Source organism: Lentzea sp. JNUCC 0626 (assembly GCF_043632865.1).
Lineage (GTDB): Bacteria > Actinomycetota > Actinomycetes > Mycobacteriales > Pseudonocardiaceae > Lentzea.
In genome coordinates this window covers 9,143,000-9,168,361 of record NZ_CP171635.1, presented here as the reverse complement: position 1 = coordinate 9,168,361, position 25,362 = coordinate 9,143,000, and the positions used below count along the sequence as shown (strand labels likewise).

Sequence of the window (25,362 nt, the reverse complement as noted above, 5' to 3'; positions counted from 1 at the left end):
TCAGCCACCCGCCGGGGGCGTCTGACCGGCGGGCGGCGTCTGGCCGGCCGGGGGCTGCTGGCCCGCGGGCGGCGGCGGGTTCTCCGACGACGGCGGGGGCGGCGGCGTCGACTTGGTCGCCGGGCTCGGCTTGCCGAACTCCTCGATCGAGCCGTCCGGGTTCTGCCGCAGCCTGGCCGGGTTCGTCGGCTCGACGAGACCCATCTCCCCCGCGCGGCGCGCGAGGTCGGTCGGCGACTCCAGCAACGCCACCTCGCGGCGCAGCTGTTCCATCTGCAACGTCAGCCGCTCGGCCTCGGCGCGCGCCTCCTGCAGGCGGTAGGTGTCGGCGGCGGCCTGGGTCGAGAAGTACAGGATCCCGGCGACGCCCGCGCCGAGCACGAGCATCACGAGCACGACGAACGGCGCCTTGGACGCGATCTTCTGCTGCGGCGCGGCCGAGCCACCCCGCAGGTTCTGGGCGCGCTGGGCCCGGCGGGCGTAGGCGCGTTCGGCACCGGCCGAACGGCGGCGGGCCTTGTCCTTCTGCTCGCTCTTGTCCTTGGACGGGTCGCGGGGCGACGACCCACCGACGCGTGCGGGTGCCGTCATCTCGGATCTCCGATCCGCTCCGCCGCCCGCAGGCGCACCGGCGCCGCACGCGGGTTGTCCTCGATCTCCTGCTCGTTCGCCAGCTCGGCGCCCTTGGTCAGCAGCTTGATCTCGGGCCCGTGGCCCGGCAGCTCGACCGGCAGCCCCGGCGGCGTCTTCGACTTCGCCAGTTCCGCGAACGCCTGCTTGACCATCCGGTCCTCGAGGGACTGGTAGGACTCCACGACGATCCGGCCGCCGACGCCGAGCACGCCCAGTGCCGCGGGCAGGGCCAGCCGCAACGACTCCAGCTCGCCGTTGACCTCGATCCGCAACGCCTGGAACGTGCGCTTGGCCGGGTGCCCGCCGGTGCGCCGCGAGGCCGCGGGCACGACGGCGTAGAGCAGCTCGACCAGCCGTCCGGAGTTGGTGAACGGCTCCTTGTCGCGTTCGCGCAGCACCGCCGAGGCGATCTTGCCCGCGAACCGCTCCTCGCCGTAGGTCGAGAGGATCCGCGCGAGGTCGCCGTGCGAGTACGTGTTGAGCACGTCCGCCGCCGTCATGCCGGTGCCCTTGGACATCCGCATGTCGAGCGGGGCGTCCTTGGAGTACGCGAACCCGCGTTCCTCCTCGTCGAGCTGCAACGAGGACACGCCGAGGTCCATCAGCACGCCGTCGACCTTCGAGTACCCGAGGTCTTCCACGGCTTCGTCGATGTTGTCGTAGGTGACGTTGACGAGGTGGACGCGGTCACCGTGGCGCGCGAGCCTCTTGCCTGCCATCTCGATGGCCTGCGGGTCGCGGTCGAGCCCGATGAGCGTGAGTTCCGGGTGGGCGCTCAACAGCGCGTCGGAGTGCCCGCCCATGCCGAGAGTCGTGTCGACAACGATGGCAGGCTTGCCGTGCAGCGCCGGAGCGAAGAGTTCCAGGACGCGGTCCAGCAGCACCGGTACGTGCCGCGGCTGATCCATCGTCCCTCTACTCCCCTGATGCGCGTTTCGGGTGACGTCAGGTCCCCGCCCGCCCGTCGAACCTGGCGCCGGGGAAGGTGCGCCAGGGCCGATAGTCGAGCGGACCGAGGCCTCACGGCACCCGAATCGCGTGTGGAACATCCGGCCTGTTGCTCGGCTGACCGCCATCAGAAGACGCCCGGAATGACCTCCTCGCGAGCGGTGGCGTAGCCGTCCTCGTGCTCGTCGAGATAGGTCTGCCAGGCCTGCGCGTCCCAGATCTCCAACCTGGTGAACGCGCCGACGACCACGCACTCCTTGGTCAGCCCGGCATACCGGCGCAGTTCCGGTGCGATCAGGACGCGGCCCTGACCGTCCGGACGCTGCTCGTCCGTGCCCGCGAACAGATACCGCTGGTAGGCGCGTACGGCGTCGTTGGTGAACGGCGCCTCGGCGACCTTCCTCGCCATCTGCTCGAACTCAGCCCGGGGAAACACGTACAGGCAGTGGTCCTGGCCCTTGGTGACCATGAGACCTCCCGCCAGTTCGTCCCGGAACTTCGCAGGCAGTGTCAGCCGACCTTTGTCGTCGAGGCGCGGGTAGTGAGTGCCCAGGAACACGGCAGCCACCTCCCTTGCCGGGCGACGAGACCGGCAGTGGAGCCCCCGTCTGCCCCACCGGCCGCCACAGTACCCCACTTTTCACCACAGTCAACGTTGAAACAGGTGTTTACGCAGCATGTCGAAACTCGTTTGTGCAGGTAGACGCCGTGGGGCGGCGTGGGGGGACGGTGGGGGAACTCGTGTGGCACCACCGTGGCGGGTGAGGGTTCAGCCGCGATTAAGCACTCGAACGGCCTAGAAAATTCCAGGAAAACGGCGTGTGACGGCGGGGCGGTGGGGGAAGGTGGACAGTGGTGGCGCGAACCCGGTCGAGCCCGGCGGTGCAGGGCACGTGGCAGGGTGACCCCCAGTCAGTTCACACTTCGGGTAACGGCGCTTAGCCGTGGTTTGACACACTGCGTGAAACGCTCACACGTCCGTGTTCCGGACACGGCTGCTGGAGGTTTAGTGACGCCGGGAAGCCCAAGCGCGAACAGTCACGCGCCGGTCGATCAGGTTCTGGGTGAGTTGCACGGCGCCGTCCAGCGGATCGCCGCCAACGTGGAGCGGGTGCTCGTCGGCAAACCCGACGTGGTCCGCCTCGCCCTGGTGACGCTGCTCGCCGAGGGGCACCTGCTGGTCGAGGACGTGCCGGGTGTCGGCAAGACCTCGCTGGCCAAAGCGCTGGCCCGTTCGATCGACTGCACGGTGAGCCGCGTGCAGTTCACGCCCGACCTGCTGCCGAGCGACATCACCGGCTCGTCGATCTACAACCGGCAGGAGAACGACTTCGAGTTCCGGCCGGGCCCGATCTTCGCGAACATCGTCGTCGGCGACGAGATCAACCGCGCCTCCCCCAAGACGCAGTCCGCGTTGCTGGAGTGCATGGAGGAACACCAGGTCACGGTCGACGGCAACACCTACCCGCTGGGGTCGCCGTTCATGGTGATCGCGACGCAGAACCCGATCGAGATGGAGGGCACCTACGCCCTCCCCGAGGCGCAGCGCGACAGGTTCACCGCGCGCGTGTCGGTCGGGTACCCGGACCCGCAGGCCGAACTCGCGATGGTCGACGAGCACGCGGGCCACAACCCGCTCGACGACCTGCGGCCGGTCTCGGACGCCGCGCAGATCCTGCGGCTGATCGACGCCGTGCGCCGGGTGCACCTCTCGCCGGAGGTCCGCCGCTACGCCGTCGAACTGGTCTCGGCGACGCGCCGCCTGCCGGAACTGCGCCTCGGCGCCTCGCCGCGGTCGACGCTGCACCTCGTCCGGGCCGCCCGCGCGCAGGCCGCGCTGGCCGGGCGCGACTTCGTGGTGCCGGACGACGTCCACGCGGTGGCCATCCCGGTGCTGGCCCACCGGCTGGTGCTGACCGCGGAGGCCCAGGCCGCGCGCCGGTCCCCCGCCGAACTGATCAGGGCGCTCCTGCAGCGCGTGCCGGTGCCCACCGCGGCGCTGGACCCGAGTGCGGCGTTCGTCCGCAGCATGAACAACAACAACGCAGGGACGCCACGCTAACGATGCGCACCGCACTCTCCGGTCTGACCACGCGCGGAAGATGCTTGCTGGCCGCGGGGTTCGCCGCCGGAGTGTGCGCCGCCGTGCTGAACGAGCGCGACCTGCTGCGGGTCGCGGCCTTCGTGATCGCGCTGCCGTTGCTGGCCGCGTGGCTCGCGACGAGGGCTCGGGTGGGGTTGCACGCCGCCCGCTACCTCGCCCCGAGCCGGGTGCCGGTCGGCGCCGCGTCCGAGGTGAAGCTCGACCTGCGCAGCACCGGCCGGCTGCCCACGGGCGGACTGATGCTGGAGGACACCGTCCCGTACGCCCTGGGCGCGCGGCCGCGGTTCCTCGTCGAACGGCTGCCCCGCAACACGCCCACGTCCCTGCGCTACCCGCTCAAGCCGGTGATGCGCGGGATCCAGCAGGTCGGACCGTTGATGGCGCGGATCACCGACCCGTTCGGCCTGGCCGAGTTCGACCGCGAACTCGCCGGCCGGTCACGCCTGGTCGTGGTGCCCAGGGTCGTGCGGCTGTCGGGGCTTCCCGGCGGGTCCGGCATGGGCGCGGGCGACGACGGCTCGGTGCGGCTGCGCGCCGGTCAGGGCGAGGACGACGCGGTCGTGCGGCCGTACCGGCAGGGCGACGACCTGCGGAAGGTGCACTGGCGGTCCACGGCCCGGCGCGACGAGCTGATGGTGCGCGTCGAGGAACGCCCGTGGCGCGGCGGCACGACCGTGCTGATCGACCACCGGGTGCACGCGCACCGGGGCAGCGGTCCGACGGCGTCGCTCGAGTGGGCCATCTCGTTCTCCGCGTCGATCTGCCTGCACCTGCACCACTTCGGGCACCAGGTGCGCCTGGTCTCCGAGGACGGCCGGGTGCTCGCGGGCGGCTCGTCCGACGGCGGGCACAGCGACCACGTGGTGCTGGACTCGCTCGCGGCGTTGCAGGGTTCGCACCGCCGTGAGCTGAGCGGCGGCACCGACCCCGGCGCGGGCCAGGAGGTCATCGCGGTGCTGGGAGGGCTGTCGCCGGCGTCGGCGGAGGAACTCATCCGGTACCGGCCTCGCGGCACCCGCAGTCTCGCGGTCCTGCTCGACGTGAACGCCTGGGCCGGTGGCACCGACCAGGCCGCCCCCGATCCCGAGGACGCCCGGCGGCTGCTCGCGGGCGCGGGCTGGGGCGTGGCGGTCGCGAAACCGTCCGCCTCCATGCAGCAGGTGTGGCAGGAGTTGTGCGCCTCGGCAGGGACCCGGGGTCCGTCGTTCCGCTCGGAGGTGGGCTGAGATGGGGAGCCGTTCCGCTCCTGCCAGAAGCACCGAACCGGAGTGGTTCACCTCGGCGACGCCGTGGATCGCCGCGCTGGCCGTGCTGTGCGCGTCGACCGCGCTGTCCGGGGTGATCGAGGGCGACCTGTGGCTCGTCCGGATCGGCGTGATGATCGTCGCGATCACCGTGACCGGTGCGTTCCTGCGCGCGACCCGGCTGACCCCGCCGCTGGTGGCGGTCGCCCAGGTCTTCGTGCTGTTGTGCCTGCTCACCGCGTTGCACACGCGGTCGGGCATCTTCCTGTTCATCCCCGGCCCCGACGCCCTGGGCGAGCTCGGCGACGTGCTCGCGGAGTCGGTGGCGCAGGTGCAGACCGGGGTTCCGCCGGTGCACGCGTCGCCGGCGATCCAGGCGCTCGTGGTGCTCGCGATCGGCCTGGTCGCGATCCTGGTCGACACGCTCGCGGTCGCCGCGGCGGCTCCGGCGGCGTCCGGGCTGGTGCTGCTGTGCGTGTTCGCGGTGCCCGCGTCGCTCGCCGACGAGATGCTGCCGTTCTGGACGTTCGTGCTGGGCGCGGCGGCGTTCGCGATGCTGCTCGCGGTCGACGGCCAGCACCGGCACGTGGCGTGGCGCGGCCGGCTCGGGTCCGGCTCGGCCAGCGGGTCCGGTTCCTCGGCGACGTCGGTGGCGGCCATCGCGATGGTGATCGCGCTGGTGGTCGGCGCGGCGTTCACGTTCGTCGGCACGGTCGGACGGCTGCCCGGCAGCAGTTCGCTGGGCGGCGGCCGGGGCGGCATCGGCCTCAGCGAGATGACGTCGTTGCGCGGCATGCTGAACCGCGGCCAGTCCGCCGAGGTGTTCATCGTCCGCGGCATGCCGAAGGAAGAGCCCGTGTACATGCGGGCGTCCACCCTGGCGCAGTACGTGCCGAACAAGGGCTGGGACCGCGGCTCGCCTCCCGGTGGTCCGGCCGTGCGCGACGAACTCGCGGCGCAGGCAGGCGACCGGGGCGAGGGCAACTCGGTCACGATCAGCATCGAGCCGCGCAGCTGGCGGAGCTACTGGCTGCCGATCTACGGCAAGGTCCGGTCCATCCGGACGCCGAACGACCAATACCAGTTCGACGCGAAGAAGGGAGTGATCTTCTCCCAGCAGGAGCTCGAACCGGAGCCGTACGAGATCAACACGGTGCTGACGACGCCGTCGAAGAACTCCCTGCGCCTCGCCCCGACCCAGGCCAACGCGGTCGACCGCGAGTACTACGCGTTCGGCGGCGTCGAGCAGGAGGTCCAGGACCTCGCGAAGAAGATCGTCGAGGGCGCGACCAACGACTTCGACAAGGCCGCGAAGCTGACCGACTTCTTCCACGGCCCGGAGTTCAAGTACGAGCTCAAGACCCAGGGCGACGTCAACAGGGACGCGCTGACCGACTTCGTGACCAGGAGCAAGGTCGGCTTCTGCGAGCAGTACGCCTCCGCGATGGCCGTCATGGCACGCGTGGTGGGGCTGCCGTCGCGGGTGGCGATCGGCTTCACCGCCGGTGTGCTGTCACCGGACCAGTCCTACCGCACGATCAGCACGGAAGACGCGCACGCGTGGGTCGAGATCTTCTTCCCGAACTACGGCTGGATGACGTTCGACCCGACCCCGGTCGACGACGGGCGCGGCATCGTGCCGCCGTACCTGCGTGAGGAGGCGCAGGGTCAGGACGAGCTGCCGACCGGTGAGACGCAGACCGAGACCTCGGCGCCGTCCGCGACCGGTTCGGCGCAGCCCTCGACGTCGGCCGACGGTCAGGAGGACGCCGCCGCCATCGGTGACGCGACCGTGGAGGACACGTCGAAGGACTGGGTCCCGTGGGCCTTCGGCGGCGTCGTCGTGCTCGCGCTGGTCTTCCAGTTGTTCCGGCGCAGGGTCGCCAGCGCGGTCGTCCCGCCCGACGCACCGCCGGGGAACCAGCCGAACTGGAACGACCCGGGCCAGGACGGGACCACGACGAGGGTCCGGAAGAAGTCGTGGCTGATGCCGCTGCTGCGCCGCTACGGCGGTCTGATCTCGGCCGTGCTGTGGACGATCGCGGTGCTGCTCGCCGTGGCCTGGTTCTCGTACGTGCTCATGGCGGTCGTGCTGGTGCTCTTCATCGTGGCGACCCCTGCGGCCGTCCGGGAGCTGCGGCGGCGGGGACGGTTGCGCGAGGTCACCGGGCTCGGCCCGAACGCGGCGTCGGCGGCCTGGAGCGAACTCATCGCCGAGTCGATCGACCGCGGCGCGGCCGTGCCGGCCGCCGAGACGATCCGGATCGCGGCACGCCGCCTCGCCCGCGAGCACAACCTCGACGACGCGGGCAAGGACGGCCTGCGCACGGTGATCGGGGCGATCGAGCGGTCCTGGTACAGCCCGAACCCGGCGGCCGACCCGTCGTTGCCCGGCGCGCTGGAGGCGGTGCGGCAGTCGTTGCGGCAGAACGCCCCGCTGTCGTTCAGGGCGAAGCTGTTCCCGAAGTCGGTGCTGAAGCCGGCGCCCGCGCCGGTGGCCGACGTGCCGGACCGCGAGCCGGCCGGGGTCTGAGTTCCTCGTAGCAACGCAACGGGCCCGCTCCCCATCGTGGGGGCGGGCCCGTTGCGTTGGATCTTCGGGTCGCTGCCTGGGTCTACTGCTCTTCGTCGAAGCGACGGCGGAAGCGCTCTTCCATCCGTTCGGAGAACGAGCTGCGGCTGCGCGCGGGCTTGCCGCCGTCCTCCTGCGCGCCCTCGGCGACCTGGTCACCGCGACGCAACGTCGTCAGGGTGATGAGTGCACCGAAGAACATGAGCAGGAAGCCGAAGACGCTCACCACGGGGATGCTGGCGATCGAGAGCTGCGGGAGCATCACGCCGGTGATGAGCGCGGCCACGCCGACCACGAACAACACGATGCCCTGCACGCGGCGTCGCTTGGACGGCCGCCTCAACTTGGCGCCCCGTACGGTAGATGCGAACTTCGGGTCCTCGGCGTAGAGCGCGCGCTCGATCTGGTCGAGCAGTCGCTGCTCGTGCTCGGAGAGTGGCATCGTTCCTCCTCCGGCACAGCGGTCGCGGGCGCCGGGTGTTTTCGGTTTCCGCCGAACCCGGCGGACGACCCACCCCTGGGGACGTCACCTTCCAGGATACGATCCGCGCGCCCCGGCGACTACCCAGTCGGCCTTCTCATACGGTCTGTTCTGTCACCATCATCCTCCTGGGGCAGTGGTGAGGCCTTCGTGAGGCTCGCTCAACCCCCTTGTGGCCTTCCGTTCACGCCTGATTCGGCTTCCTGATCCGCTCTGGACGGGCCCGCTTGCTCGGATCAGACGCATGACCGAACTCATCGTCAACGGCGCCGCCGAGCAGGGCCTGACCGGCTGGCTCGTCGTCGCGGGCGCCCCGATCGTGCTGCGGTACGACACGGGCCAGGGGTATCCGGGGCCCGGTGATCCCGGTCCGGCGCAGCGAGGGTCGTCGTTCTTCGGCGGCGGCGACACACCACTGAGCACGCTGCGACAGAGCGTGACATTGCCACGGCGGGCGTCTCAGTTCGCCGTGTCCGGGTGGCTCGGCGGCTACGCCACGCAGCAGGACGGCGCGCGGCTGTCCGTCGAGTTCCTCGACGCGGGCGGCACACCGCGCGGTCTGGTGGTGCTCGGCCCGGTCACGGCCGAGGAGCGTTCCGGCCGCACGGGCCTGCTGGAGCGGACGTTCCGCGGCACGGTGCCGCCCGGCAGCAAGACGGCGGTCGTCACCCTGCAGATGACCCGATCCGGTGGCGGCACGTCGAACGACGGCTACGCGGACAACATCTCGTTCACCGTGGAGGCCCGCTGATGCTGAACCGACGTGATCTCCTGCGCGCCGCGGCCGCCGCCGGCGCTCTCGGCACCGTCTGGCCGTTGGCCGCGGGCCTCTCCCCTGCCGAGGCCCACGCGGCCGCGCTCGACCTGGGCGCGACGTGGGACCCCGCGCCGTTCACGCTCGGCGTCGGCTCCGGGGACCCGTTGCCGGACAGCGTGATCCTGTGGACGCGCCTCGCTCCCGAACCCCTGGCGTTCGAGCAGCCGCTGCCCGAGATCGTCGAGGTCGAGTGGTCCGTGGCGCTGGACCGCACGATGCGCTCCCGCGTCGCCTGCGGCACGGTCGCCGCCTCGAACCTGTTGGGGCACAGCGTGCACGTGCCGGTCTCGGGCCTGCGTCCCGGCCGCACCTACTACTACCAGTTCTCCGCGCTGGGCAAGCGTTCCCGCGTCGGCCGCACCCGCACGGCCCCGGTCGGCGCGGTGTCCCGCGTCCGCTTCGCGACGGCGAACTGCCAGGCGTTCCACGACGGCTTCTACGCGGCACACCGCGGCATCGCCGCCGAGAACGTGGACTTCGTCGTGCACCTCGGCGACTACATCTACGAACACGGCCAGGTGGGCGGCCAGCACGTGCGCGACCACGAGGGCCCGGCCGTGCTGTCCCTTGCGGACTACCGCCGCCGCCACGCGCTCTACAAGGGCGACGCGTCGTTGCGCGACGCCCACGCCGCACACCCCTGGTTCCTCACCTGGGACGATCATGAGGTGGTCAACGACTACAGCGGCACCGAAGGCGCCGCACCGTTCGTGAAGCGCCGCGCCGCCGCCTACCAGGCCTGGTACGAACACCTCCCGGTCCGCTCCGGCAGCGCCCTCGAACCACAGATCTACCGGCGTCGCGAGTGGGGTTCCCTGGTCGATCTGACCGTACTGGACCTGCGCCAGTACCGGTCCGCGCAGAACCTGGCCGACGGCACGATCCTGGGCGCCGCACAGAAGAAGTGGTTGCTCGACGGCGTCTCGGACTCGCGCGAGGCGTGGCAGGTGTGGATCAACTCGATCATGCTGTCGCAACTCGCCCGCACCGGCGGCGGCTACTACTTCACCGACCAGTGGGACGGCTTCCGCGCCGAACGCCGCGAGGTGCTCGGCCACGTGGCGTCGTCCGGCATGAAGGACCTCGTGGTGCTGACCGGCGACTGGCACTCGGCGTTCGTGGACGACATCCGCCCGGACTTCGACGATCTCTCGTCGCCGGTGATCGGCACCGAGTTCACGGCGCACTCGGTGACCTCGGGCGCCTACTCGCCGGAGTGGAACGCGGTGAACGGGCCCGTGATGGGGGCGGCGAACCCGCACCTGAAGTACTTCGAGGGCAACAGGTACGGCTACGACGTGTACGAGGTGACGCCCCGGCGGTTCACCACGCACATGAGGGTGATCGGGGATCGGCGCGATGCCGCGTCGCCGGTGACGACGCTGACGTCGTTCCACGTCGACCGGGGGAAGGCCGGGAGCTACGAGGACCCGGCGACGATCGGGTCTCCCGCGCAGTACCGGAGGGCCTGAGCACCGTGCGGGCGGGCAAGTCCCGCCCGCACGGCCCGGCTCAGCTTGCGATCTTGTAGGCCCGGATGATCGTCGACTCACCCGTGTTGCCGGCCGCGTCCGTGGTCTTGGCGCGCAGCGAGGCGAACTCGGCGTTCCTCGGGTGGTGCAGGACCAGCTTGTCGCCGGCGACCGGCGCCTGCTTCCAGGTGGCGCCGTCGTCGTAGGAGATCTCGACGGTGAGGCGCTTGACCTTCGGCGTGTTCTGCGCCTGCTCGACCTTCAGCGGGACGATCTGCACGCGGCCGCGTGCGGTGTCCTTGTCGTCGAGCTTCGGCAGGTAGCGCACGACGGTGAGCGGCAGGTGTGTGATGTCGTTGGTGTGCTTGGACTTGAAGGTCCAGGCACCGCTCACCTTCGTCGACAGCTCGGCGTCTCGGCTGTGTTCCATCTCCGCGCGGTAGGTGCCTTCCGCACCCGGCACGTCGAAGACGGCGGTGGGCGCGTTCGCCTCACCGACCTTGACACCGTTGCGGGACAACGTGGTCTTCGCTGTGCCGCCGTTGACCCTGCCCGCGCCGCCGTTGCTGTCGGTGAAGAGCGGGACGACCACCGCGATCTGGTCCTCCAGCCGGGCGAGTCCGAACCGCGGCGCCTCCGGGACCGACGGGCCGAGGATCGCGGCACCGAAGGTCTGCTCGTACTTCTTGCCTCCCTTGAAGGAACGGCTCGGCGTCTCGGCCGAGTACTCGGCGTTGTTGTCCGGGCCGACCCGGTCGTAGATCCAGCTCCACTTTCCGGTCACGGTCGTGACGAGGTCGACGGAGTGGCCGCCCTCGGGGACCGGGGTGAACCAGGCGAAGCCACCGCTGCCGTCGACGGGGTGCGGCATGACGGCGACACCGTGCTGACGGCCCTCACCAGCCGGGCGGAACCCCGTCTTCACCTCGGCGAGGTCACTCGCCTTCGCGGTGCGTTCGTAGCCGGTCGGCAGGCTCTTCTCGGTGTACATCATGCGGTAGCTGACCGGCGTCTTGTCGTCGCGCGGGGTGCCCTTGGCCTGTTCGGCGATCGTGGCCGAGAAGCCCTGCGGCGACGGTCCGATCTGGGCCGTGTTCGCCTGGCCCGCGAGGCCGTCGAAGAAGGCCCAGCCGTGGCCGTACGGCCTGCCCGCGACCTGGGTGCTGTAGCCGATGGTGCCGATCATGCCCTGGGAGGCGGGGTCCGGGGTCTTGAGCGCGACCGGCTTGGCCAGGCGCGTGTCGATCGTGATCGCCCCCTTGCCGCTCACGGTGAACTTCGGCTGCACCACGAACGCGACCTTGAAGTCCGCAGTGATCACCGAGGTGTCCACCAGGTACTCGCCCTTGGGCAGCCGGACGTTCTTGCCCGTCCCCGGATAGCCCTTGCCGGTCTGGCTGTTGACGAACAGGGTGCTCTGGTTCTCGGCCGGGTTGCCGTCGGCACCGAGCACCGCGACCGCGGTGTCGTAGCTCTCGACCTCCCGGTTGACGCTCACCAGCGTGCGCAGGCCGTTCGATGCGACGACCGCACCGCTGTAGGCACCGTCGGCGGCGTTCACCCTGGTGTCCGCGGTGATCGTGGCCTTGGCCTCGCCACCGGCGGGAACCGTGATCTTGGCCGGGAACACCGTGAACAGACCCGCGGGCGCGGGCTTGCCGTCCGGCCCCTTGACGTCCGCGCTCAGGTCGAACGTGGCGGCCTCGGTGCCTGGGTTGCGGTAGGTGACCTCGCGGACGACCTTCTCGTCGTCCTCGTGCGGCCACTGCTGCACGCCGAAGTTGATGTTCGCCGGGTCGGCGACCACCTGCTGCGCCAGCATCTTCGGCACGTCGACCCGACCGGCGCCCTGGTCGAACGCCGTCAGCGACGGGTTCGCCTTGGCGGAGGCCATGATCGTCGCCTTCAGCCGCGCCCCGGACCAGTCGGGGTGCTGCTGCTTGAGCAGCGCGACGACACCCGCGACGTGCGGCGTCGCCATCGACGTGCCGTCCATCGCGACGTGCCCCTGCGTCCCGGCCTCGGCCGCCACGATGCCGACACCCGGCGCCGTCACGTCCGGCTTGACCGCACCGTCCGCCGCCGGGCCACGGCTCGAGAACGACGCGATGGCGTCGTTGCGGTCCACCGCGCCCACGGTCAGCGCGGACTCGGCACTGCCGGGCGAGCCGATCGTCTCCGGACGCCCGGAGTTGCCCGCTGCGACGACGAACAACACGCCGCTCTCCCGGGAGATCCGGTTGAGCGCCTCCTCGATCGGGTCGATCTCCGGGGTGTCACCGCCGCCCAGGCTCATGTTCACGACCTGCGCGCCCTGGTCGGCCGCCCACTGCATGCCCGCGAGGATCGCCGAGTCCGGGCAACCACCGGGCTGGCAGACCTTGCCGTCGAGGATCTCCGCGTCCGGTGCGACACCGCGGTACTGCTCGCCCTTGCTGGCGATGGTCGACGCGACGTGCGTGCCGTGTCCGACCTCGTCGGTGTTGTCCGGAGAGTCGGTGAAGTTCTTCTCGGCCACCTGCTTGCCCTGCAGGTCCGGGTGCTTCTCGTCGACACCCGTGTCGAGCACCGCGACCTTCACGCCCTTGCCCGTGACCCCTGCCTGCCACGCCGCCGGCGCACCGATCTGCTTGGTGCTGCGGTCGAGCGACACCTGGCGGATGCCGTCGAGCCACACCTTCTCCACACCGCCGCCGCGCAGCGACTCCCAGGCGCTGCCCGACTTCTCGGCCACACCCGTCACCAGATCGGCAACCCTTTCCTGAGCCGCCAACGCCGTGACACCCGATCGCGCGCCCGCCGCCGGCCGCACGATCAGAGGAACGTCGCCGCGCCGCGCGTCGTCGTAGCCGAAGCCGGCCAGCAACGTCACGTCGAACAACCGCGCGTCGAGCTTTCCGTTGTCCACCAACGCGATCGCGTCGGCAGGCACCACGTGCTGGTGCCCGTCACGCGTGAAGGTGCGCAGCGGAATCCTGCCCCGCCCCGGCCCCGGCACGACCCGCACGACTCGGTCGCCCGCCAGTTCCACGCGGTCACCGGTGATCAGTGTGACGCTGCGATCCCCTTGCCCCGGCGACTCCTGCGCGTGCGCGACGGCTGTCGTCCCCGCCATCGTTCCCGCGGTGACGAGCCCCGCCGACAACGCGAGCGCGGTGATCCCCCTGCGGGCACCTCGCTGTCCTGCTCTCACTGGTACCTCCAGTGCTCGATGAGGTGTTGCACCAGTGACCGTAGGGATACTGAGCGTCACCCACCTCCGCCTGAAGGCCGGAGCCGCACGCGGGGATGTCATCCCGCAGCGGTACGAGGTCTGGCCGATCGGCTGGTTGACACCTCCTTGTCCGTTTGGACTCAGCCGCCTTTTCGGGATTGAGTCGTGACCGTGCTTTCGTGCACACTTCGTGCTGCCGTCATCTGGGGGCGGCACTGGGGGCTTGGGGGAAGGTCGCTCTACTCATGCGTGTTTCATTTCGTGCTGCCGTCTCGGTGGCGCTGCTCGTCGGTTTCTACGTCCTCGCCTTCGGATTGATCGGAGGCCTGCTCGCGCTGGAGACCTTCGCCCTGATCGAACGGCCGTTCGTCGGGCTGAAGCTGGCGCTGTTCGTCGTGCCCGTGGTGTTCGCCATCGGCAAGGGCCTGGTCTCGCTCGACCGCCGCGTGCGCGCCGAGGTGCCCGGCCTCCTCGTCACGCCCGAGGAGCAGCCCGGTCTCTGGGACCTGGTGCGCCGCCTGTCCGCCGACGTCGGCACCCGCCCGCCGGACGAGATCAGGATTCTCGCCGCGGTGAACGCCGGTGTCTCCGAGGACACCCGCTTCCTGGGCCTGCGCGTGCTGAAGCGCCGCATGTTCATCGGTGCCCCGCTGCTCACCTCCTTGACCGAGAAGCAACTCATCGCCGTGCTCGCCCACGAGCTCGGGCACTACGCCAACAAGGACACGCGCCTCGCCGGTGTGGTGGTCTCCGGCCGTGACGCGATGCTGCGCGCCGGTTCCCACATGAACACCGAGAAGTGGTTCCAGCGCATGATCGCGAAGCTGTTCCGCGGTTACGCCAAGCTGTACCTCCGCGTCTCACAGGCCATCAGCCGGCGCCAGGAGTTCGCCGCCGACCGCTTCTCCGCCACCCTCGCGGGCTCGTCCGCCGCCGCGTCCGCACTGCGCGAACTGCCGGTGATCGACGCCGCGTGGGACCTCTTCACCGAACGCCACCTGACCGTCGCGTGGGAACTCGGCTACCTGCCCACGACGTTCTTCGACGGCTTCGCCCGCCTGCGCACCGCCCCCGAACTCCACGAGGGGCTCGAGGAGATCCGCCAGGACCCGCACGACCCCGACCGCGGCCCGTACGACTCGCACCCGCCGTTGAAGGACCGCATCAGCGCCATCGAGGCGATGGCCCTCGAACCGGAGTCGGGCTGGGGCGACCGCCCGGCGCTCGACCTGCTGCGCGACCCGATGCCGTTGCTCGACGCCGCAGTGCTGGACACGCTCGTGGCCGACGCCGCGTCGAAGGAACGCGTCGACTGGGCGACGCTCGGCCACATCGGCGCCCGCGCCCGAGTCGTCCGCGGCACCCAGCGCCTGCTGGAGAAGACGGCCGAGCTGACCGGCAAGGAGCCGTCACTCACCACCGTCCTCGACGCCCTGGACGCGGGTCACCTGGCCGAGCTCGGCACCCACGTGCCGGGCGACCGCGAGGCAGGCGCCCGAGCCCGCCGCGAGATGGCACGCGGCGAGGTGCTGCCTGAGCTGTCGGCGTTGGTGGCACTGGCCTTCTCCGACGCGGGCCTCGCCCGCTGGGAACTCGACTGGCTGGGACGAACCACGTTCGTCACCTCCTCTCACGACTTCGACATGGCCGAACACCTGGACGCCGCGGTCGCCGACCACGGCAACACCGAGGGCCTGCGCGCCGCCCTCGCCACCGCCGGCGTGGCGCCGGACTACCGCCCCGCGCGCTGAGCCCGTTCGCTCCGCTTTCGTTCTGTTTCAGGAGAAATCCCGTGGTGCTCTCGCTTCTCTTCAAGCCCAAGGAACTCGTCCGCGTCTTCCGCCTCATGCGCGAGGCGAAGCGCCGCGGCGTCGAACTCGACGAACTCCCCGACGACGTCGTGGCCTCGTTCGTCCTGCCGAAGACCCACCCCGAGCGCTACGGCTTGGTCCCCGACGACGAGGTGAGCACCACCTCCCCGCTCGCCGACCTCGCCCTGGCCGCCGTGAAGGACGACGTCCGAGCCGGCAACTGGGAGAACGCCGCCGACCTCGTCGCCTCCACCGAGGGCGACTGGGACCGCCGCGACCGGGTCGTCTGGGCCCTGGCCGACCTCGCCGCCAAGGACGACGCCTGGATGCACGCCTGGATCGAGGCCCGCCCCGGCGACCCGCACTGGATCGTCGTGCACTCCCGCGCCCTCGTCGCCCTGGCGTGGGAGATCCGCGGCAGCGCCCGCGCCTCCGAGACCACCCGCGAACAGTTCGACGGCTTCCACCGCGTCCTGTTCGAGGCGCGCGAGGCAGCCTCCATCGCCGCGTCGGTCCTGCCCGACGACCCCACGCCGTGGAACACGCTGCTGACGCTCGGCCGCGGCCTGCAGGTGGAGAACGACGAGTTCCGCGCGATCTGGGCCGAACTCGTGGCGCGCGACCCGCTGCACTACTCGGCCCACGGGCAGGCTCTGCAGTACTGGTGCCGCAAGTGGTTCGGGTCGGACGCCTTGGCGCTGGAGTTCGCTTTGGAGGCGGCGGCCAAGTCGCCGAAGTTCCTCGGGCTGCCGTTGCAGGCGGCCTACGAGGCTGACAACTCTGAGACGAGCATGTGGGAAGACCCTTCGGTGGTGCGGTCTTTGGACGCGCTGCTGGATCGGTTGGCGGATGAGGGGGCTGACACTTACGCGCTTCGGCACGACCGGGGGTATGCGATCTTCGGGCTGATGAAGGCGAAGCGGTTCGAGGAAGCTGTGGGGCAGTTCCGGGCTTTGGGTGGTGTGGTGGATGCCGGGCCTTGGAACTACTTCGAGGATCCTCGGTTGTCGTTCTTGAGCGTTCGGGGGAAGGCCATCACCGAGATGGCCAAGGGGCGCGGGGTCAAGGCGCCTGCTCGGTAGTTCGGCTCCTCGGGCTTGGGCCTTGGGGGCTTGGGTTCGGTTGTTGGGGCCCGGGCTCGGTGTTGGAGTCCGGCTTGGGGCGGAGGCCTCGGGTTCGAGGGCTTGAGCCTCGCCTTGGGGCTGGGCGTTGGCCGCTGGGGTCGTAGCGTCGGGGTTGGGCCGGCGCGCCCCGGAATGCTTGGGGCGCTGGGGATCGGCGGGCGTGCGGGACGGTCGGCGGCAGGTCTGGGTGGCCTGGTCGGCTAGCCGATTGGTTGTGGGGTTCGGGATTGCGGGAGGCGTGGGCGGCGGTCCAGGACGGCCAGTTCCAGTTGGCGGGCCGGCGAGTCGCCCAGCAGCTTGCGGGCCAGGGTGGTGCCCTTGCGCGGGGCCATGGCCAGCTCTGCCCTCAGGGCCTGGATGCCCACGTAGTGGGTTACCTCGTCGAGGATTGCTTTTGTGGTGGGGATCGAGCGGGTTCTGCGGATTGCGTCTACCGCCGCCCGTTCCAGCGGGGCCACGTGGAAGCCCCTTCTGAGGGCCGGTTTCGGTAGGCGGTCCGTTCGTTCCAGGCGCAGGGTGGCGTAGCCGCAGGCCTTCGAGTGGCGTGGGGCCAGGACGTGGATGGCTTCTGCCGTGGGCAGGGCCGATCTCATGCCGTGCAGGTAGAGGGCGTCGTAGGCGGTCAGCATCGCTCCCTCGCCGGTGTAGAGGAGGGCTGCTTGGACCAGCTGTTCTCTCGACGGGCCTGCTCTGGAGAGCAGGATCATGCTCGGGAACAGGCGTTGCCACGGGCCGCCTGGGCGGGAGCGCTGGTCTATCAGGGACGGGGAGAGTCCTATGTGGAGCAGGGCGGCTACCGGGGCCACTCGGTGCAGGAAGAGGGTGCCCAGGTTTTCCAGGTCGATGGGGTGGCGCATGGGTTCAGCTTGGGGGCAGGGGCGGGGTGAGAGGGGTGCCTCGGGCTGAGGTTGTGGATAACTGAGGGGTTGTGGACAGGTTGCGATCATTCCGGCTTCGGTTCGAACTCCGCTGTCCTTTCTGGACTCTCGCGGAGCAGGGAGGCCGGGCGGACGGCTAGCGATCCGAAGCGGGAACGGGCCTGGTCGGCGGCTTGTTCGGCTTCTCGCCAGCCTCGTTCTGGGGCGTCGAAGATCAGTTGTTGGGCGGAGTCGGCGTTGTCAAGACCCTCTATTCGGACGCCGATCAGGCGGATGGCTCCCGGTGGGGTTTGGGTGTCCAGGAGTTCGGCGGCCACTCGGTAGACCTCCTGGGTCACGTCGGTGGCCACCGGGAGGGTGCGGGAGCGGGTGATGGTGGTGAAGTCGGCGAAGCGGACCTTGATGGAGACCGTTCGGCCGTGCAAACCCTTGGCGCGCAAGGAACCCGCTGAGCGTTCGGAGAGGCGGAGGAGTTCTCGGCGCAGCAGAGAGCGGTCGGTGACGTCGATCTCGAAGGTTTCCTCGGCGCCGATCGACTTCTCGCGCGAGACGGGGACCACGGAGCGTTCGTCCACGCCGGAGGCGAGGGCGTAGAGGTGGTCGGCCAGGGCCACGCCCACCTTGCGGCGCAGGCGCGGCAGCGGCATGGCGGCCACGTCCGCCACCGTGTGCAGGCCCAGTTCTTCCAGGCGTGCGGCGGTTTTCGCGCCCACACCCCACAAAGCAGAGACCGGCAGCGGGTGCAGGAACTCCAACGCGGCATTGGAAGGCACGACCATCATGCCGTCGGGCTTGCACATGCCGGAGGCCAGCTTCGCCAGGAACTTCGTCGACGCCACGCCGACGGAGCACGTCACGCTGTGGTCGGCGGACACGCGCGATCGGATCAGCTCGCCCACGCCTCCGGGCGTCAGGCCCAGCCGACGAAGGGCCCCGCCGACGTCCAGGAAGGCCTCGTCCAGCGACAGCGGCTCCACCAGCGGGGTGATGTCGCGGAAGATCGCCATGACACCCCGCGAGACCTCCTGGTAGAGGTCGAACTGCGGCGGCAGGTAGACGGCGTGGGGCGCGAGGCGGCGGGCGTGGGCCATGGGCATCGCGGAACGGATGCCGAACGTGCGGGCCAGGTAGTTCGCGGCGGACACCACGCCGCGGCCGCTGAGGCCGCCGACCACCACCGGCATGTTCGCGAGTTCGGGGCGTTCGCGGATTTCGACCGACGCGTAGAAGGCGTCCATGTCGACGTGCAGCATCCGGCAGCCCGTGTCGTCGGGCCACACACCGTCGCGCGCACGGTATCGATCGACCAGGCCGCGTGGCAGGTTCGCACTGCGACCCATGAACACCCTCCTCGAACGCCAGTTCGAAACGGATCCTACAGTTTGTACACGCGCGCTGCGTTCTCCGACGCGATGAGACGCGCGATCCGGTGAGCGTCTTCCTCGACAAACGCGTCCATACGCAGCCCATCGGCCAAGAAGTCCGACAACGCGCGCCGGAACAGCAACGCGCCGAGGTAGTACAACTCGGGCAGTGCGAACGCGTCGGAGGAGAAGAGGAACTTGCCGTACGGCACGATCTCCAACGCCTCGGCGAACACCCGCGACGCCTGATGCCCGAGGCCGTGCGTGGCCAGCCCGAGGTCGCAGAACACGTGCGGGAACACCTGCGCGAGATACCCGGCCTGCCGATGGAACGGGTAGTTGTGCAACAACAACACGGGCACACCGAGAGACGCGGTCGCACGCAGGAACGGCGTCAGCAACGACGGATCGCACAAGTGCAGATCGAGGTCCGAGTCGCCGTACCCGACGTGGAACTGCAACGGCAGCCCGGCGTCCAACGCCTCCCACGCCAGCCAGGCGATCACCACCGGGTCCGCCAACCGCCCCGACGTCCACGACGCGCAAGCCAGAACAACGTCGGCATCGGAAGGCCGAACCCCGGGCAACCCGAGCCCGATCCGGTAAGCCGCAACGGACTTGGCCCCCACGAACGCCCCGGAAGCCAGCTCCGACCGAACCGCAGCGAGAAACTCAGCCCCGGACACCTCAGGCCGCAAGGACTCCGCCAACGCCTCCAGCCGCACGATCGAGTGCGCCACTCCCCCGCCCAGCCCGGCCAGCTCCGTCCCGGACAGCAGCAGGTCGGGCCGGAACCCGCCGTCCACCAGGAACGTGTGAATCCCCGACGCCATCAGGAACGTCCGCGACACCTCGGCGATGTGCAGCGAGTTCCGCCGTTCGAGGTACTCCTCGGCCGAGGCGTGCCGGGGCAGGTCCAGCAACGGCGCGCACCACCGGCGCACCGCGAACCCCAGCGCGGAGTCGAAGAACGACCCGCCCAGCGGAGAGACCGCATCGGCCTCCAACAACAACGACTCGAACTCCGGCCGTGTGCTGTCCGCGCACAACACACCATGACAGTGGTGGTCGATCAGCCCGAGTTCGGCGACGAACGGCAAAATGCCCATAACCTTAGGATCGTGGACTCTGCGGAACGGGACCAGCGGTTCGAGCGGGCGACCGAGCTCTTCGACGGGCTCAACGCGCGGGACGTGAGCGTCGTGGCGCTCACCTGGGTCGACAACAGCGGCATCACCCGCACCAAGTCGGTGCCCCTGCGCAGGCTGGCCCACGCGGCCGCACACGGCGTGGGCGCCTCACCGGTGTTCGACGTGTTCCTCTTCGACGACTGGATCATCCAGGGCCGGTTCGCGGGCGGCCCGGTCGGCGACCTCCGGCTGCACCCCGACCTCGACCGGCTCACGCCCCTCGCGGGCCAGCCGGGCTGGGCCTGGGCGCCCGCCGACCGCCACTTCCAGAACGGCGTCCCGTACCCGATGGACCAGCGGCTGCAGGCGCGCAAGGCCGTGCAGAGGCTCGCCGAGCAGGGCCTGACCGCCCAGGCAGGCTTCGAGATCGAGTGGTGCGTGGGCAAGCAGGGCACCGACGACTGGGTTCCGGCGACCAGCGGCGGCGCGTACGGCCACGCCCGCCAGGTCGAGCTGTCCGACTACGGCGTCGACCTCCTCAACGCCCTCGACCAGCAGAACGTCGAGGTCATCCAGTTCCACCCCGAATACGCCCCCGGCCAGTTCGAGATCTCCACGGCCCCCGAGGACCCGGTGGGAGCCGCGGACACCGCCGTCCTGGTCAAGGAGACGATCCGCGCCGTCACGATCCGGCACGGGATGCGCCCGTCGTTCTCGCCCAAGGTCATCAACGGCGGCGTCGGCAACGGCGGCCACCTGCACTTCAGCCTCTGGCGCGACGGCCAGAACCTCTTCGACGGCTTCCAGGACGAGGCACAGCGGTTCAGCGCCGGTGTGCTCATCCACCTCCGCGCGTTGTGCGCGATCGGCTGCCCCTCTCTCGCGAGCTACCTCAGGCTCGTGCCGAACACCTGGGCCGCGCCGTTCGTGGCGTGGGGCGAGGAGAACCGCGAGACGGCGTTGCGCCTCATCAGGGACAACCTCGAGATCAAGTGCTTCGACCTCACCGCGAACCCGTACCTGGTCGTCGCGGGCGTCATCGCGGCAGGCCTCGACGGCATCGCCACGCAGGCCGAACTACCCGAGGGCCTCAACGTCGACCCGGCCCTGCTCGGCACCGTCGGGCGCCTGCCCACGTCGCTGAAGGAGGCCGTCGACGAGTTCGAGAAGGACACCGTGCTCACCGAGGCGTTCGGCCAGGAGCTGGCGGGCACCATCGCGGACGTCCGGCGCGGCGAGATCGAGCGGTACAAGGACGCGAGTCCTCAGGGCATCGCCAACATCACTCGCTGGCGGCATTGAGTTCTTTGCGTAGCCTTGTGAGCGCCCGGTGCTGAGCCACCCGCACGGCACCGGGCGTGGAGCCGACCGCCTCGGCCGTCTCCTCCGCCGACAACCCCACCATCACCCGCAGAACCACGATCTCGCGCTGCTTCTCCGGCAGCACCTTCAAGAGCGTAGCCATCTGGTCCGACAGTTCCCCCTGCATCGCCCGCTGCTCGGGCCCGGCCGCCGTGTCCATCGACTCCGGCAGCTCCGGCACCGCCTCAGCCCGGTTGCGCGAGAAGCTGCGGAACGAGTCCGCCACCTTGTGCGCCGCGATCCCGTACACGAACGCCAGAAACGGACGCCCCTGATCGCGGTACGACGACAACGAGGTCAGCACCGCCAGACACACGTCCTGCGCAACATCATCAGCCGACGCGAACGATCCAACGCGCGCACGGCAGTACCGCACGACCAACGGCCTGATGGTGCCCAACAGCCGTTCGACGGCAGCGCGGTCACCGGCGACAGCGCGCGCGACGTGCTCGTCAGCCGACTGCTGGCGACCCGAGTAGTAGGCAGGCGCCGGCGGGTCGACCGGCTCCTCGGGCGCGACTGTGGTCCGCTCGACCAGCGCGTCGATCGTGCCCTTGGATGCGGAGACCGGCCCACCGACGGATGAGCCCTGCACGGCTTCCGCGGGCACCTTGCGGTGCAGGCCGGGTGTGAACTCCACGCAGATCACCGTTCCTCTTCTGGACGCCGGCGCACGGCAAGACGCGCGCGCCGGATCCGTCCTTCGACCGCGCGCGGGGTGATTCGCATCAACTCACCGATCTCCGCATGCGAGTAGCCCTGGTCAGAAAGGAAGAGCAACCGCCTGCTGTCTTCGCTCAGCGCGGCGAACGCGGCGTTCGCGATCTGCTGTTCGATGACGGCGTCCTCAGGGGTTCCTTCGGCCTGCACGTGTTCGAGGGAAGCAAGGGTGTCCACGAGCCGTACGTCCTGCCAGCCGTGCGCACGCGTCTGCCAACGCCGGTAGACGTTGGGAAACGCGAGCACGCACGCGTTGACGAAGTACTCGTTCAACGGCTGGCCGTGCTCAACGGACCATTCACGACCGAGCAGCCCCCGGTCGCGGAAGTACACGAACCCCTCGTACACGGCGTCGCTCGCCAGTTCCTCGGCCTCCTGCGGCGCGATGTCCTGCTTCTGCAGGTACCGGCCGTTCCGCCCGGAGCGGGAGAAGATGGCACCGGACCGCACGAGTTTCGTAACGATCGTGAGTCCGTGCCCGAGAAGCTGACGGTGGAACTGGTCCCAGCGGACACCGGTCAGCCCCGACTCGCGGAAGTGCTGAACCAGCACCCCGTCGATGCGCAGCCGGTCGGCGGCAAGCGCTGAGTCCGAACTTCCCATGCCCCCTGCGTCCCTATGTCGGCGTCTTCCTGCCCTCTAGGTATGTCGTTTGGGTGCGTTCTCCCCACGCAACCGCTACGACTCGTCACAAATGCAAACGAATGTCACCCGATCGGGACAGCTAACGACGCGATTTCCTTGCGAAGGCGACCGAGCGCACGGTGCTGCGCGACGCGCACCGCACCCGGCGTCGACCCCACGGCGTCCGCGGTCTCCTCCGCGGACAGACCCACCACGACGCGCAGCACGAGGATCTCGCGCTGCTTGTCCGGCAGCAGGTGCAACAGCTGTCCGAGCGTGCCGTTCAGCTCGTCCTGGAGGACGAACTCCTCCGGTCCGACGCCCCGCACGGCCTGGTCGGGCACCTCGGGCACCGGCTCCGCTCGGTTACGAGCGAGCGCGCGATGCGCGTCGGCGACCTTGTGCGCGGCGATGCCGTAGACGAACGCGAGGAACGGCCGCCCCTGCTCCCGGTAGTTCGGGAGAGCCGTCAGCACGGCCAGGCAGACTTCCTGCGCGACGTCGTCCGCAGTTGTCGCGGAGCGACCCACACGCGCGCGACAGTACTTCACCACCAGCGGGCGCAGGTAGCGAAGTAGCTGGTCAGTGGCCCTGCGCTCGCCCCGCACGGCCGCGCTGACCAGTTCTGCGGATAACGCTGAACTCTCCATCCGAAGGTTCCCCTCGTCGACGTCCCGTGGAGGAGACGTGCGACGCGTCACTCCTTATGCGGAAAGTAGGGAGAACTTTCAAACGTCACCCGTTCAGAGCAACGAGAAGCGGTTGGTAATAGGCGTGAAGCGACCACTCCACGTAACCGAAACCCGCTCGTTCCGCCAATGCGGTGATTTCATGACGAGTAATCGCCCAATACCGTGCCTTGCCCACCACGACCCGCCACGAGTCCGCCTCGTCGAGCCGGAACATCTCCAACTCGTACTGATCGCCGTCCCAATTCCACAGCTGGAACCACACGACTCGCCCCGGCCCGACAGACGGAGGAGTCGCCAACGGACGGTCCGCGCGGATCGCGTCGTAGTCGCGCGTAGAGAGGATGATCCGACCACCGAGCCTCAGCACCCGGCGCATTTCACGCAGAGCCAAAAGCACATCACCGGCTGTCAGCAGATGGGGCAACGCGTTGTCGGCCGCCAGCACCACGTCGAAGGAGCCATCCGCGAACGGCAACGCACGCATGTCTGCGGCAAACGCGGGCACCGTGACGCCACGCGCAGACGCCTCCACAACGGCCCGAGAGGCCGCCATAGGGCTCAGATCGGCACCCACGACCTCATAGCCGCGCAACGCCAGACCGATCGCCTGAGTGCCGATGCCGCACGCACAGTCCAGAACGCGCGCGCCCGCCGGGATGAACTCCGCGAGCTGCGCCGCCTGCCGGGCCATCGACGCGTCCCAGTCCGGGAACATCAGGTGGTAGGTCCCTGACAGGTCGTCGTAGAAGGCGCCGGTCAAATCAGCTCCTCGACCCCCACGGACGTCCGCAGCTTGGTCAGCGCGCGGTGCTGAGCCACCCGCACGGCACCGGGCGTCGAGCCGATGGCCTCAGCGGTCTCCTCCGCCGTCAGCCCGACCACGACGCGCAGCAGCAGGATCTCGCGCTGTTTGTCCGGCAGCAGGCGCAGCAGCTGGCCCAGACGCACCGACAACGACCCGAGGAGCGCGTTCTCCTCGGGGTCGATCGTGAGCGACGGGCCGTCCGGCACCTCGGCGACGGGCTCGGAACGGTTGCGCGCGGACACCCGGTGCGCGTCGGCGACCTTGTGCGCGGCGATGCCGTAGACGAACGCCAGGAACGGTCTTCCCTGTTCACGGTAGGTGGGCAGGGCCGTCAGCACGGCCAGGCACACCTCCTGCGCCACGTCGTCAGCCGACGCGTACGCACGTTCATTGCGCCCTACGCGCGCACGGCAGTACCGCGCCACGAGCGGTCGCACGGAGGCCAGCAGTCGTTCGACCGCAGGCCGGTCACCCGCGACGGCCTCGTTGACCAGTGAGGCCAGCAGGTCGGAACTTTCCATCTCGTCGGTCCCTACTTCGGCAGCGGAGGCCATTATCGTTCGCCGCCGCGTCGTTTGGGACCACTCATCAGGGTCATAAAAGTCCCGAATGCAAAGCGTTTCAGAGGGTCCGGCGGGCCAGCACGTGCAGCCTGGCGGCGACGTCCCGCAGCGGGGACCTGGTTGCGGCAGCCAGTTCCAGTTCCGCGAGCGCGTCGGCGGCCCCCGGATTCATGTCCAGCACCACCCCGGGAACCAGGTCAGAAACTACCCCGTGACCTTGCAAGATCTCCACAGACAGGCCCGCGTCGAGGACCAGCTTCTCCAGACCGGCCACGTCGAACCGGCGCTGCAACGGGTCGCGCGTGCCCGCGAGCTGCCCGGCGTCGTCGTCCAGCAGCCGCCGCGCGTCGACGATCCGGCCCGCGATCGCCCGGTGCAGGATCGCCGCGAAACGGTTCGCGACCAGCACCGACACCGCTCCGCCGGGGGCCACGGCCGCGGCCAGCGACACGAGGGCGGCCGGTGCGTCGTCGACGACCTCCAGCACCCCGTGCGCCAGCACCAGGTCGGCTTCGCCGTCGGGAACGCCCAGCGCGTCGGTGTCGCCCTGCACGGCGCTGATCGTCACGCCGGCCTCACGCGCGCGCGTGTTCAGCGTCGCCAACGCGTTCGGGGAGGGCTCCACGACCGTGACGGCGCATCCGGCCGCAGCGAGAGGCACGGCCCACACGCCGCTGCCACCACCAACGTCGAGCACACGCGGCGGTTCTCCACCCCTGCGCTCGCGGGCGGCGGCCAATTCCGCGTCGAGCAGCCTCTGTACGGCGTCCGGTCGCATGGCCAACAGACTAGGAGACCCTAGAG

22 protein-coding genes are annotated in these 25,362 nt (G+C 69.9%); 8 read left to right on the top strand and 14 right to left on the bottom strand.

Features of this window, described 5'->3' with window-relative positions; genetic code table 11:
• From JNUCC0626_RS43040 to mraZ, 3 genes are all read right to left on the bottom strand, one after another.
• Positions 1 to 591, bottom strand: a complete 591-nt coding sequence (locus tag JNUCC0626_RS43040) for a hypothetical protein (RefSeq protein ID WP_394616375.1) — start codon at positions 589 to 591, stop codon at positions 1 to 3.
• Entirely contained in the window at positions 588 to 1,541 is a 954-nt protein-coding gene (gene rsmH, locus JNUCC0626_RS43035) for a 16S rRNA (cytosine(1402)-N(4))-methyltransferase RsmH (RefSeq protein ID WP_394616374.1), read from the bottom strand. The genes JNUCC0626_RS43040 and rsmH overlap by 4 nt, the downstream gene beginning before the upstream one ends.
• Positions 1,542 to 1,708: 167 nt before the next feature.
• Positions 1,709 to 2,140, bottom strand: a complete 432-nt coding sequence (gene mraZ / locus JNUCC0626_RS43030) for a division/cell wall cluster transcriptional repressor MraZ (protein ID WP_394616373.1) — start codon at positions 2,138 to 2,140, stop codon at positions 1,709 to 1,711.
• Between the two features lie 450 nt (positions 2,141 to 2,590).
• Here mraZ and JNUCC0626_RS43025 point away from each other — a divergent pair, with 450 nt between their 5' ends.
• The 3 genes from JNUCC0626_RS43025 to JNUCC0626_RS43015 are packed head-to-tail and all read left to right on the top strand — an operon-like array spanning position 2,591 to position 7,462.
• Positions 2,591 to 3,643 carry an AAA family ATPase gene (locus JNUCC0626_RS43025; RefSeq protein WP_394616372.1) on the top strand — a complete coding sequence of 351 codons (1,053 nt, stop codon included), beginning with the start codon at positions 2,591 to 2,593 and terminating at the stop codon, positions 3,641 to 3,643.
• A gap of 2 nt (positions 3,644 to 3,645) precedes the next feature.
• On the top strand, positions 3,646 to 4,911 hold the full coding sequence (locus JNUCC0626_RS43020) for a DUF58 domain-containing protein (RefSeq protein WP_394616371.1): 1,266 nt from the start codon (positions 3,646 to 3,648) through the stop codon (positions 4,909 to 4,911).
• A 1-nt stretch (position 4,912) separates the two neighbouring features.
• On the top strand, positions 4,913 to 7,462 hold the full coding sequence (locus JNUCC0626_RS43015; protein WP_394616370.1) for a transglutaminaseTgpA domain-containing protein: 2,550 nt from the start codon (positions 4,913 to 4,915) through the stop codon (positions 7,460 to 7,462).
• A gap of 82 nt (positions 7,463 to 7,544) precedes the next feature.
• Here the strand turns inward: JNUCC0626_RS43015 and JNUCC0626_RS43010 are convergent, their stop codons facing one another.
• Positions 7,545 to 7,943, bottom strand: a complete 399-nt coding sequence (locus tag JNUCC0626_RS43010) for a DUF3040 domain-containing protein (RefSeq protein ID WP_285638881.1) — start codon at positions 7,941 to 7,943, stop codon at positions 7,545 to 7,547.
• A gap of 283 nt (positions 7,944 to 8,226) precedes the next feature.
• Between JNUCC0626_RS43010 and JNUCC0626_RS43005 the strand changes: the two genes are divergently transcribed.
• Both JNUCC0626_RS43005 and JNUCC0626_RS43000 read left to right on the top strand, forming a co-directional pair.
• Positions 8,227 to 8,733, top strand: coding sequence for a hypothetical protein (locus JNUCC0626_RS43005; RefSeq protein WP_394616369.1), 507 nt, complete (start codon positions 8,227 to 8,229; stop codon positions 8,731 to 8,733).
• Entirely contained in the window at positions 8,733 to 10,271 is a 1,539-nt protein-coding gene (locus tag JNUCC0626_RS43000; protein ID WP_394616368.1) for an alkaline phosphatase D family protein, read from the top strand. The genes JNUCC0626_RS43005 and JNUCC0626_RS43000 overlap by 1 nt, the downstream gene beginning before the upstream one ends.
• 40 nt (positions 10,272 to 10,311) lie before the next feature.
• Here the strand turns inward: JNUCC0626_RS43000 and JNUCC0626_RS42995 are convergent, their stop codons facing one another.
• Positions 10,312 to 13,464, bottom strand: coding sequence for a S8 family peptidase (locus tag JNUCC0626_RS42995; RefSeq protein WP_394616367.1), 3,153 nt, complete (start codon positions 13,462 to 13,464; stop codon positions 10,312 to 10,314).
• A gap of 266 nt (positions 13,465 to 13,730) precedes the next feature.
• On the opposite strand from JNUCC0626_RS42995, the gene JNUCC0626_RS42990 reads away from it, so the two are divergent.
• Complete coding sequence (locus JNUCC0626_RS42990; RefSeq protein ID WP_394616366.1) at positions 13,731 to 15,236, top strand: M48 family metalloprotease; 1,506 nt, start codon at positions 13,731 to 13,733, stop codon at positions 15,234 to 15,236.
• Positions 15,237 to 15,277: 41 nt separating this feature from the next.
• Positions 15,278 to 16,378 carry a DUF4034 domain-containing protein gene (locus JNUCC0626_RS42985; RefSeq protein ID WP_394616365.1) on the top strand — a complete coding sequence of 367 codons (1,101 nt, stop codon included), beginning with the start codon at positions 15,278 to 15,280 and terminating at the stop codon, positions 16,376 to 16,378.
• A gap of 242 nt (positions 16,379 to 16,620) precedes the next feature.
• Here JNUCC0626_RS42985 and JNUCC0626_RS42980 read toward each other — a convergent pair whose 3' ends face one another.
• From JNUCC0626_RS42980 to JNUCC0626_RS42970, 3 genes are all read right to left on the bottom strand, one after another.
• Positions 16,621 to 17,277, bottom strand: a complete 657-nt coding sequence (locus JNUCC0626_RS42980) for a hypothetical protein (RefSeq protein WP_394616364.1) — start codon at positions 17,275 to 17,277, stop codon at positions 16,621 to 16,623.
• Positions 17,278 to 17,363: 86 nt separating this feature from the next.
• Positions 17,364 to 18,638: a DNA polymerase IV gene (locus JNUCC0626_RS42975; RefSeq protein WP_394616363.1), complete on the bottom strand. Its 1,275-nt coding sequence runs from the start codon at positions 18,636 to 18,638 to the stop codon at positions 17,364 to 17,366.
• Between the two features lie 35 nt (positions 18,639 to 18,673).
• Positions 18,674 to 19,771: an amidohydrolase family protein gene (locus JNUCC0626_RS42970; protein ID WP_394616362.1), complete on the bottom strand. Its 1,098-nt coding sequence runs from the start codon at positions 19,769 to 19,771 to the stop codon at positions 18,674 to 18,676.
• A gap of 12 nt (positions 19,772 to 19,783) precedes the next feature.
• Here JNUCC0626_RS42970 and JNUCC0626_RS42965 point away from each other — a divergent pair, with 12 nt between their 5' ends.
• Positions 19,784 to 21,094: a glutamine synthetase gene (locus JNUCC0626_RS42965; protein WP_394616361.1), complete on the top strand. Its 1,311-nt coding sequence runs from the start codon at positions 19,784 to 19,786 to the stop codon at positions 21,092 to 21,094.
• Here JNUCC0626_RS42965 and JNUCC0626_RS42960 read toward each other — a convergent pair.
• From JNUCC0626_RS42960 to JNUCC0626_RS42935, 6 genes are all read right to left on the bottom strand, one after another.
• A complete protein-coding gene (locus JNUCC0626_RS42960; RefSeq protein WP_394622227.1) occupies positions 21,075 to 21,701 on the bottom strand; it encodes a sigma-70 family RNA polymerase sigma factor in 627 nt (208 codons plus the stop codon). The two genes, JNUCC0626_RS42965 and JNUCC0626_RS42960, sit on opposite strands and share 20 nt — an antisense overlap.
• A 98-nt stretch (positions 21,702 to 21,799) precedes the next feature.
• A complete protein-coding gene (locus JNUCC0626_RS42955) occupies positions 21,800 to 22,477 on the bottom strand; it encodes an RNA polymerase sigma factor (protein ID WP_394616360.1) in 678 nt (225 codons plus the stop codon).
• Between the two features lie 104 nt (positions 22,478 to 22,581).
• Entirely contained in the window at positions 22,582 to 23,148 is a 567-nt protein-coding gene (locus JNUCC0626_RS42950; RefSeq protein ID WP_394616359.1) for a sigma-70 family RNA polymerase sigma factor, read from the bottom strand.
• 85 nt (positions 23,149 to 23,233) lie between these two features.
• Positions 23,234 to 23,950 carry a class I SAM-dependent methyltransferase gene (locus JNUCC0626_RS42945; RefSeq protein WP_394616358.1) on the bottom strand — a complete coding sequence of 239 codons (717 nt, stop codon included), beginning with the start codon at positions 23,948 to 23,950 and terminating at the stop codon, positions 23,234 to 23,236.
• Positions 23,947 to 24,516, bottom strand: a complete 570-nt coding sequence (locus JNUCC0626_RS42940) for a sigma-70 family RNA polymerase sigma factor (protein ID WP_394616357.1) — start codon at positions 24,514 to 24,516, stop codon at positions 23,947 to 23,949. The genes JNUCC0626_RS42945 and JNUCC0626_RS42940 overlap by 4 nt, the downstream gene beginning before the upstream one ends.
• A gap of 100 nt (positions 24,517 to 24,616) precedes the next feature.
• Complete coding sequence (locus tag JNUCC0626_RS42935; protein WP_394616356.1) at positions 24,617 to 25,336, bottom strand: class I SAM-dependent methyltransferase; 720 nt, start codon at positions 25,334 to 25,336, stop codon at positions 24,617 to 24,619.
• Between the last annotated feature and the right edge of the window lie 26 nt (positions 25,337 to 25,362).

Excerpts from the sequence above, each read along its gene's own strand:
- JNUCC0626_RS43000 (WP_394616368.1), top strand. The coding sequence starts at position 8,733 with ATGCTGAACCGACGTGATCTCCTGCGCGCCGCGGCCGCCGCCGGCGCT.
- JNUCC0626_RS43005 (WP_394616369.1), top strand. The coding sequence starts at position 8,227 with ATGACCGAACTCATCGTCAACGGCGCCGCCGAGCAGGGCCTGACCGGC.
- JNUCC0626_RS42935 (WP_394616356.1), bottom strand. The coding sequence starts at position 25,336 with ATGCGACCGGACGCCGTACAGAGGCTGCTCGACGCGGAATTGGCCGCC.
- JNUCC0626_RS42950 (WP_394616359.1), bottom strand. The coding sequence starts at position 23,148 with ATGGAGAGTTCAGCGTTATCCGCAGAACTGGTCAGCGCGGCCGTGCGG.
- JNUCC0626_RS42975 (WP_394616363.1), bottom strand. The coding sequence starts at position 18,638 with ATGGGTCGCAGTGCGAACCTGCCACGCGGCCTGGTCGATCGATACCGT.
- JNUCC0626_RS42940 (WP_394616357.1), bottom strand. The coding sequence starts at position 24,516 with ATGGAAAGTTCCGACCTGCTGGCCTCACTGGTCAACGAGGCCGTCGCG.
- JNUCC0626_RS43040 (WP_394616375.1), bottom strand. The coding sequence starts at position 591 with ATGACGGCACCCGCACGCGTCGGTGGGTCGTCGCCCCGCGACCCGTCC.
- JNUCC0626_RS43010 (WP_285638881.1), bottom strand. The coding sequence starts at position 7,943 with ATGCCACTCTCCGAGCACGAGCAGCGACTGCTCGACCAGATCGAGCGC.
- rsmH (WP_394616374.1), bottom strand. The coding sequence starts at position 1,541 with ATGGATCAGCCGCGGCACGTACCGGTGCTGCTGGACCGCGTCCTGGAA.
- JNUCC0626_RS43020 (WP_394616371.1), top strand. The coding sequence starts at position 3,646 with ATGCGCACCGCACTCTCCGGTCTGACCACGCGCGGAAGATGCTTGCTG.
- JNUCC0626_RS42990 (WP_394616366.1), top strand. The coding sequence starts at position 13,731 with ATGCGTGTTTCATTTCGTGCTGCCGTCTCGGTGGCGCTGCTCGTCGGT.
- JNUCC0626_RS42955 (WP_394616360.1), bottom strand. The coding sequence starts at position 22,477 with ATGGGAAGTTCGGACTCAGCGCTTGCCGCCGACCGGCTGCGCATCGAC.
- JNUCC0626_RS43015 (WP_394616370.1), top strand. The coding sequence starts at position 4,913 with ATGGGGAGCCGTTCCGCTCCTGCCAGAAGCACCGAACCGGAGTGGTTC.
- JNUCC0626_RS42970 (WP_394616362.1), bottom strand. The coding sequence starts at position 19,771 with ATGGGCATTTTGCCGTTCGTCGCCGAACTCGGGCTGATCGACCACCAC.
- JNUCC0626_RS42980 (WP_394616364.1), bottom strand. The coding sequence starts at position 17,277 with ATGCGCCACCCCATCGACCTGGAAAACCTGGGCACCCTCTTCCTGCAC.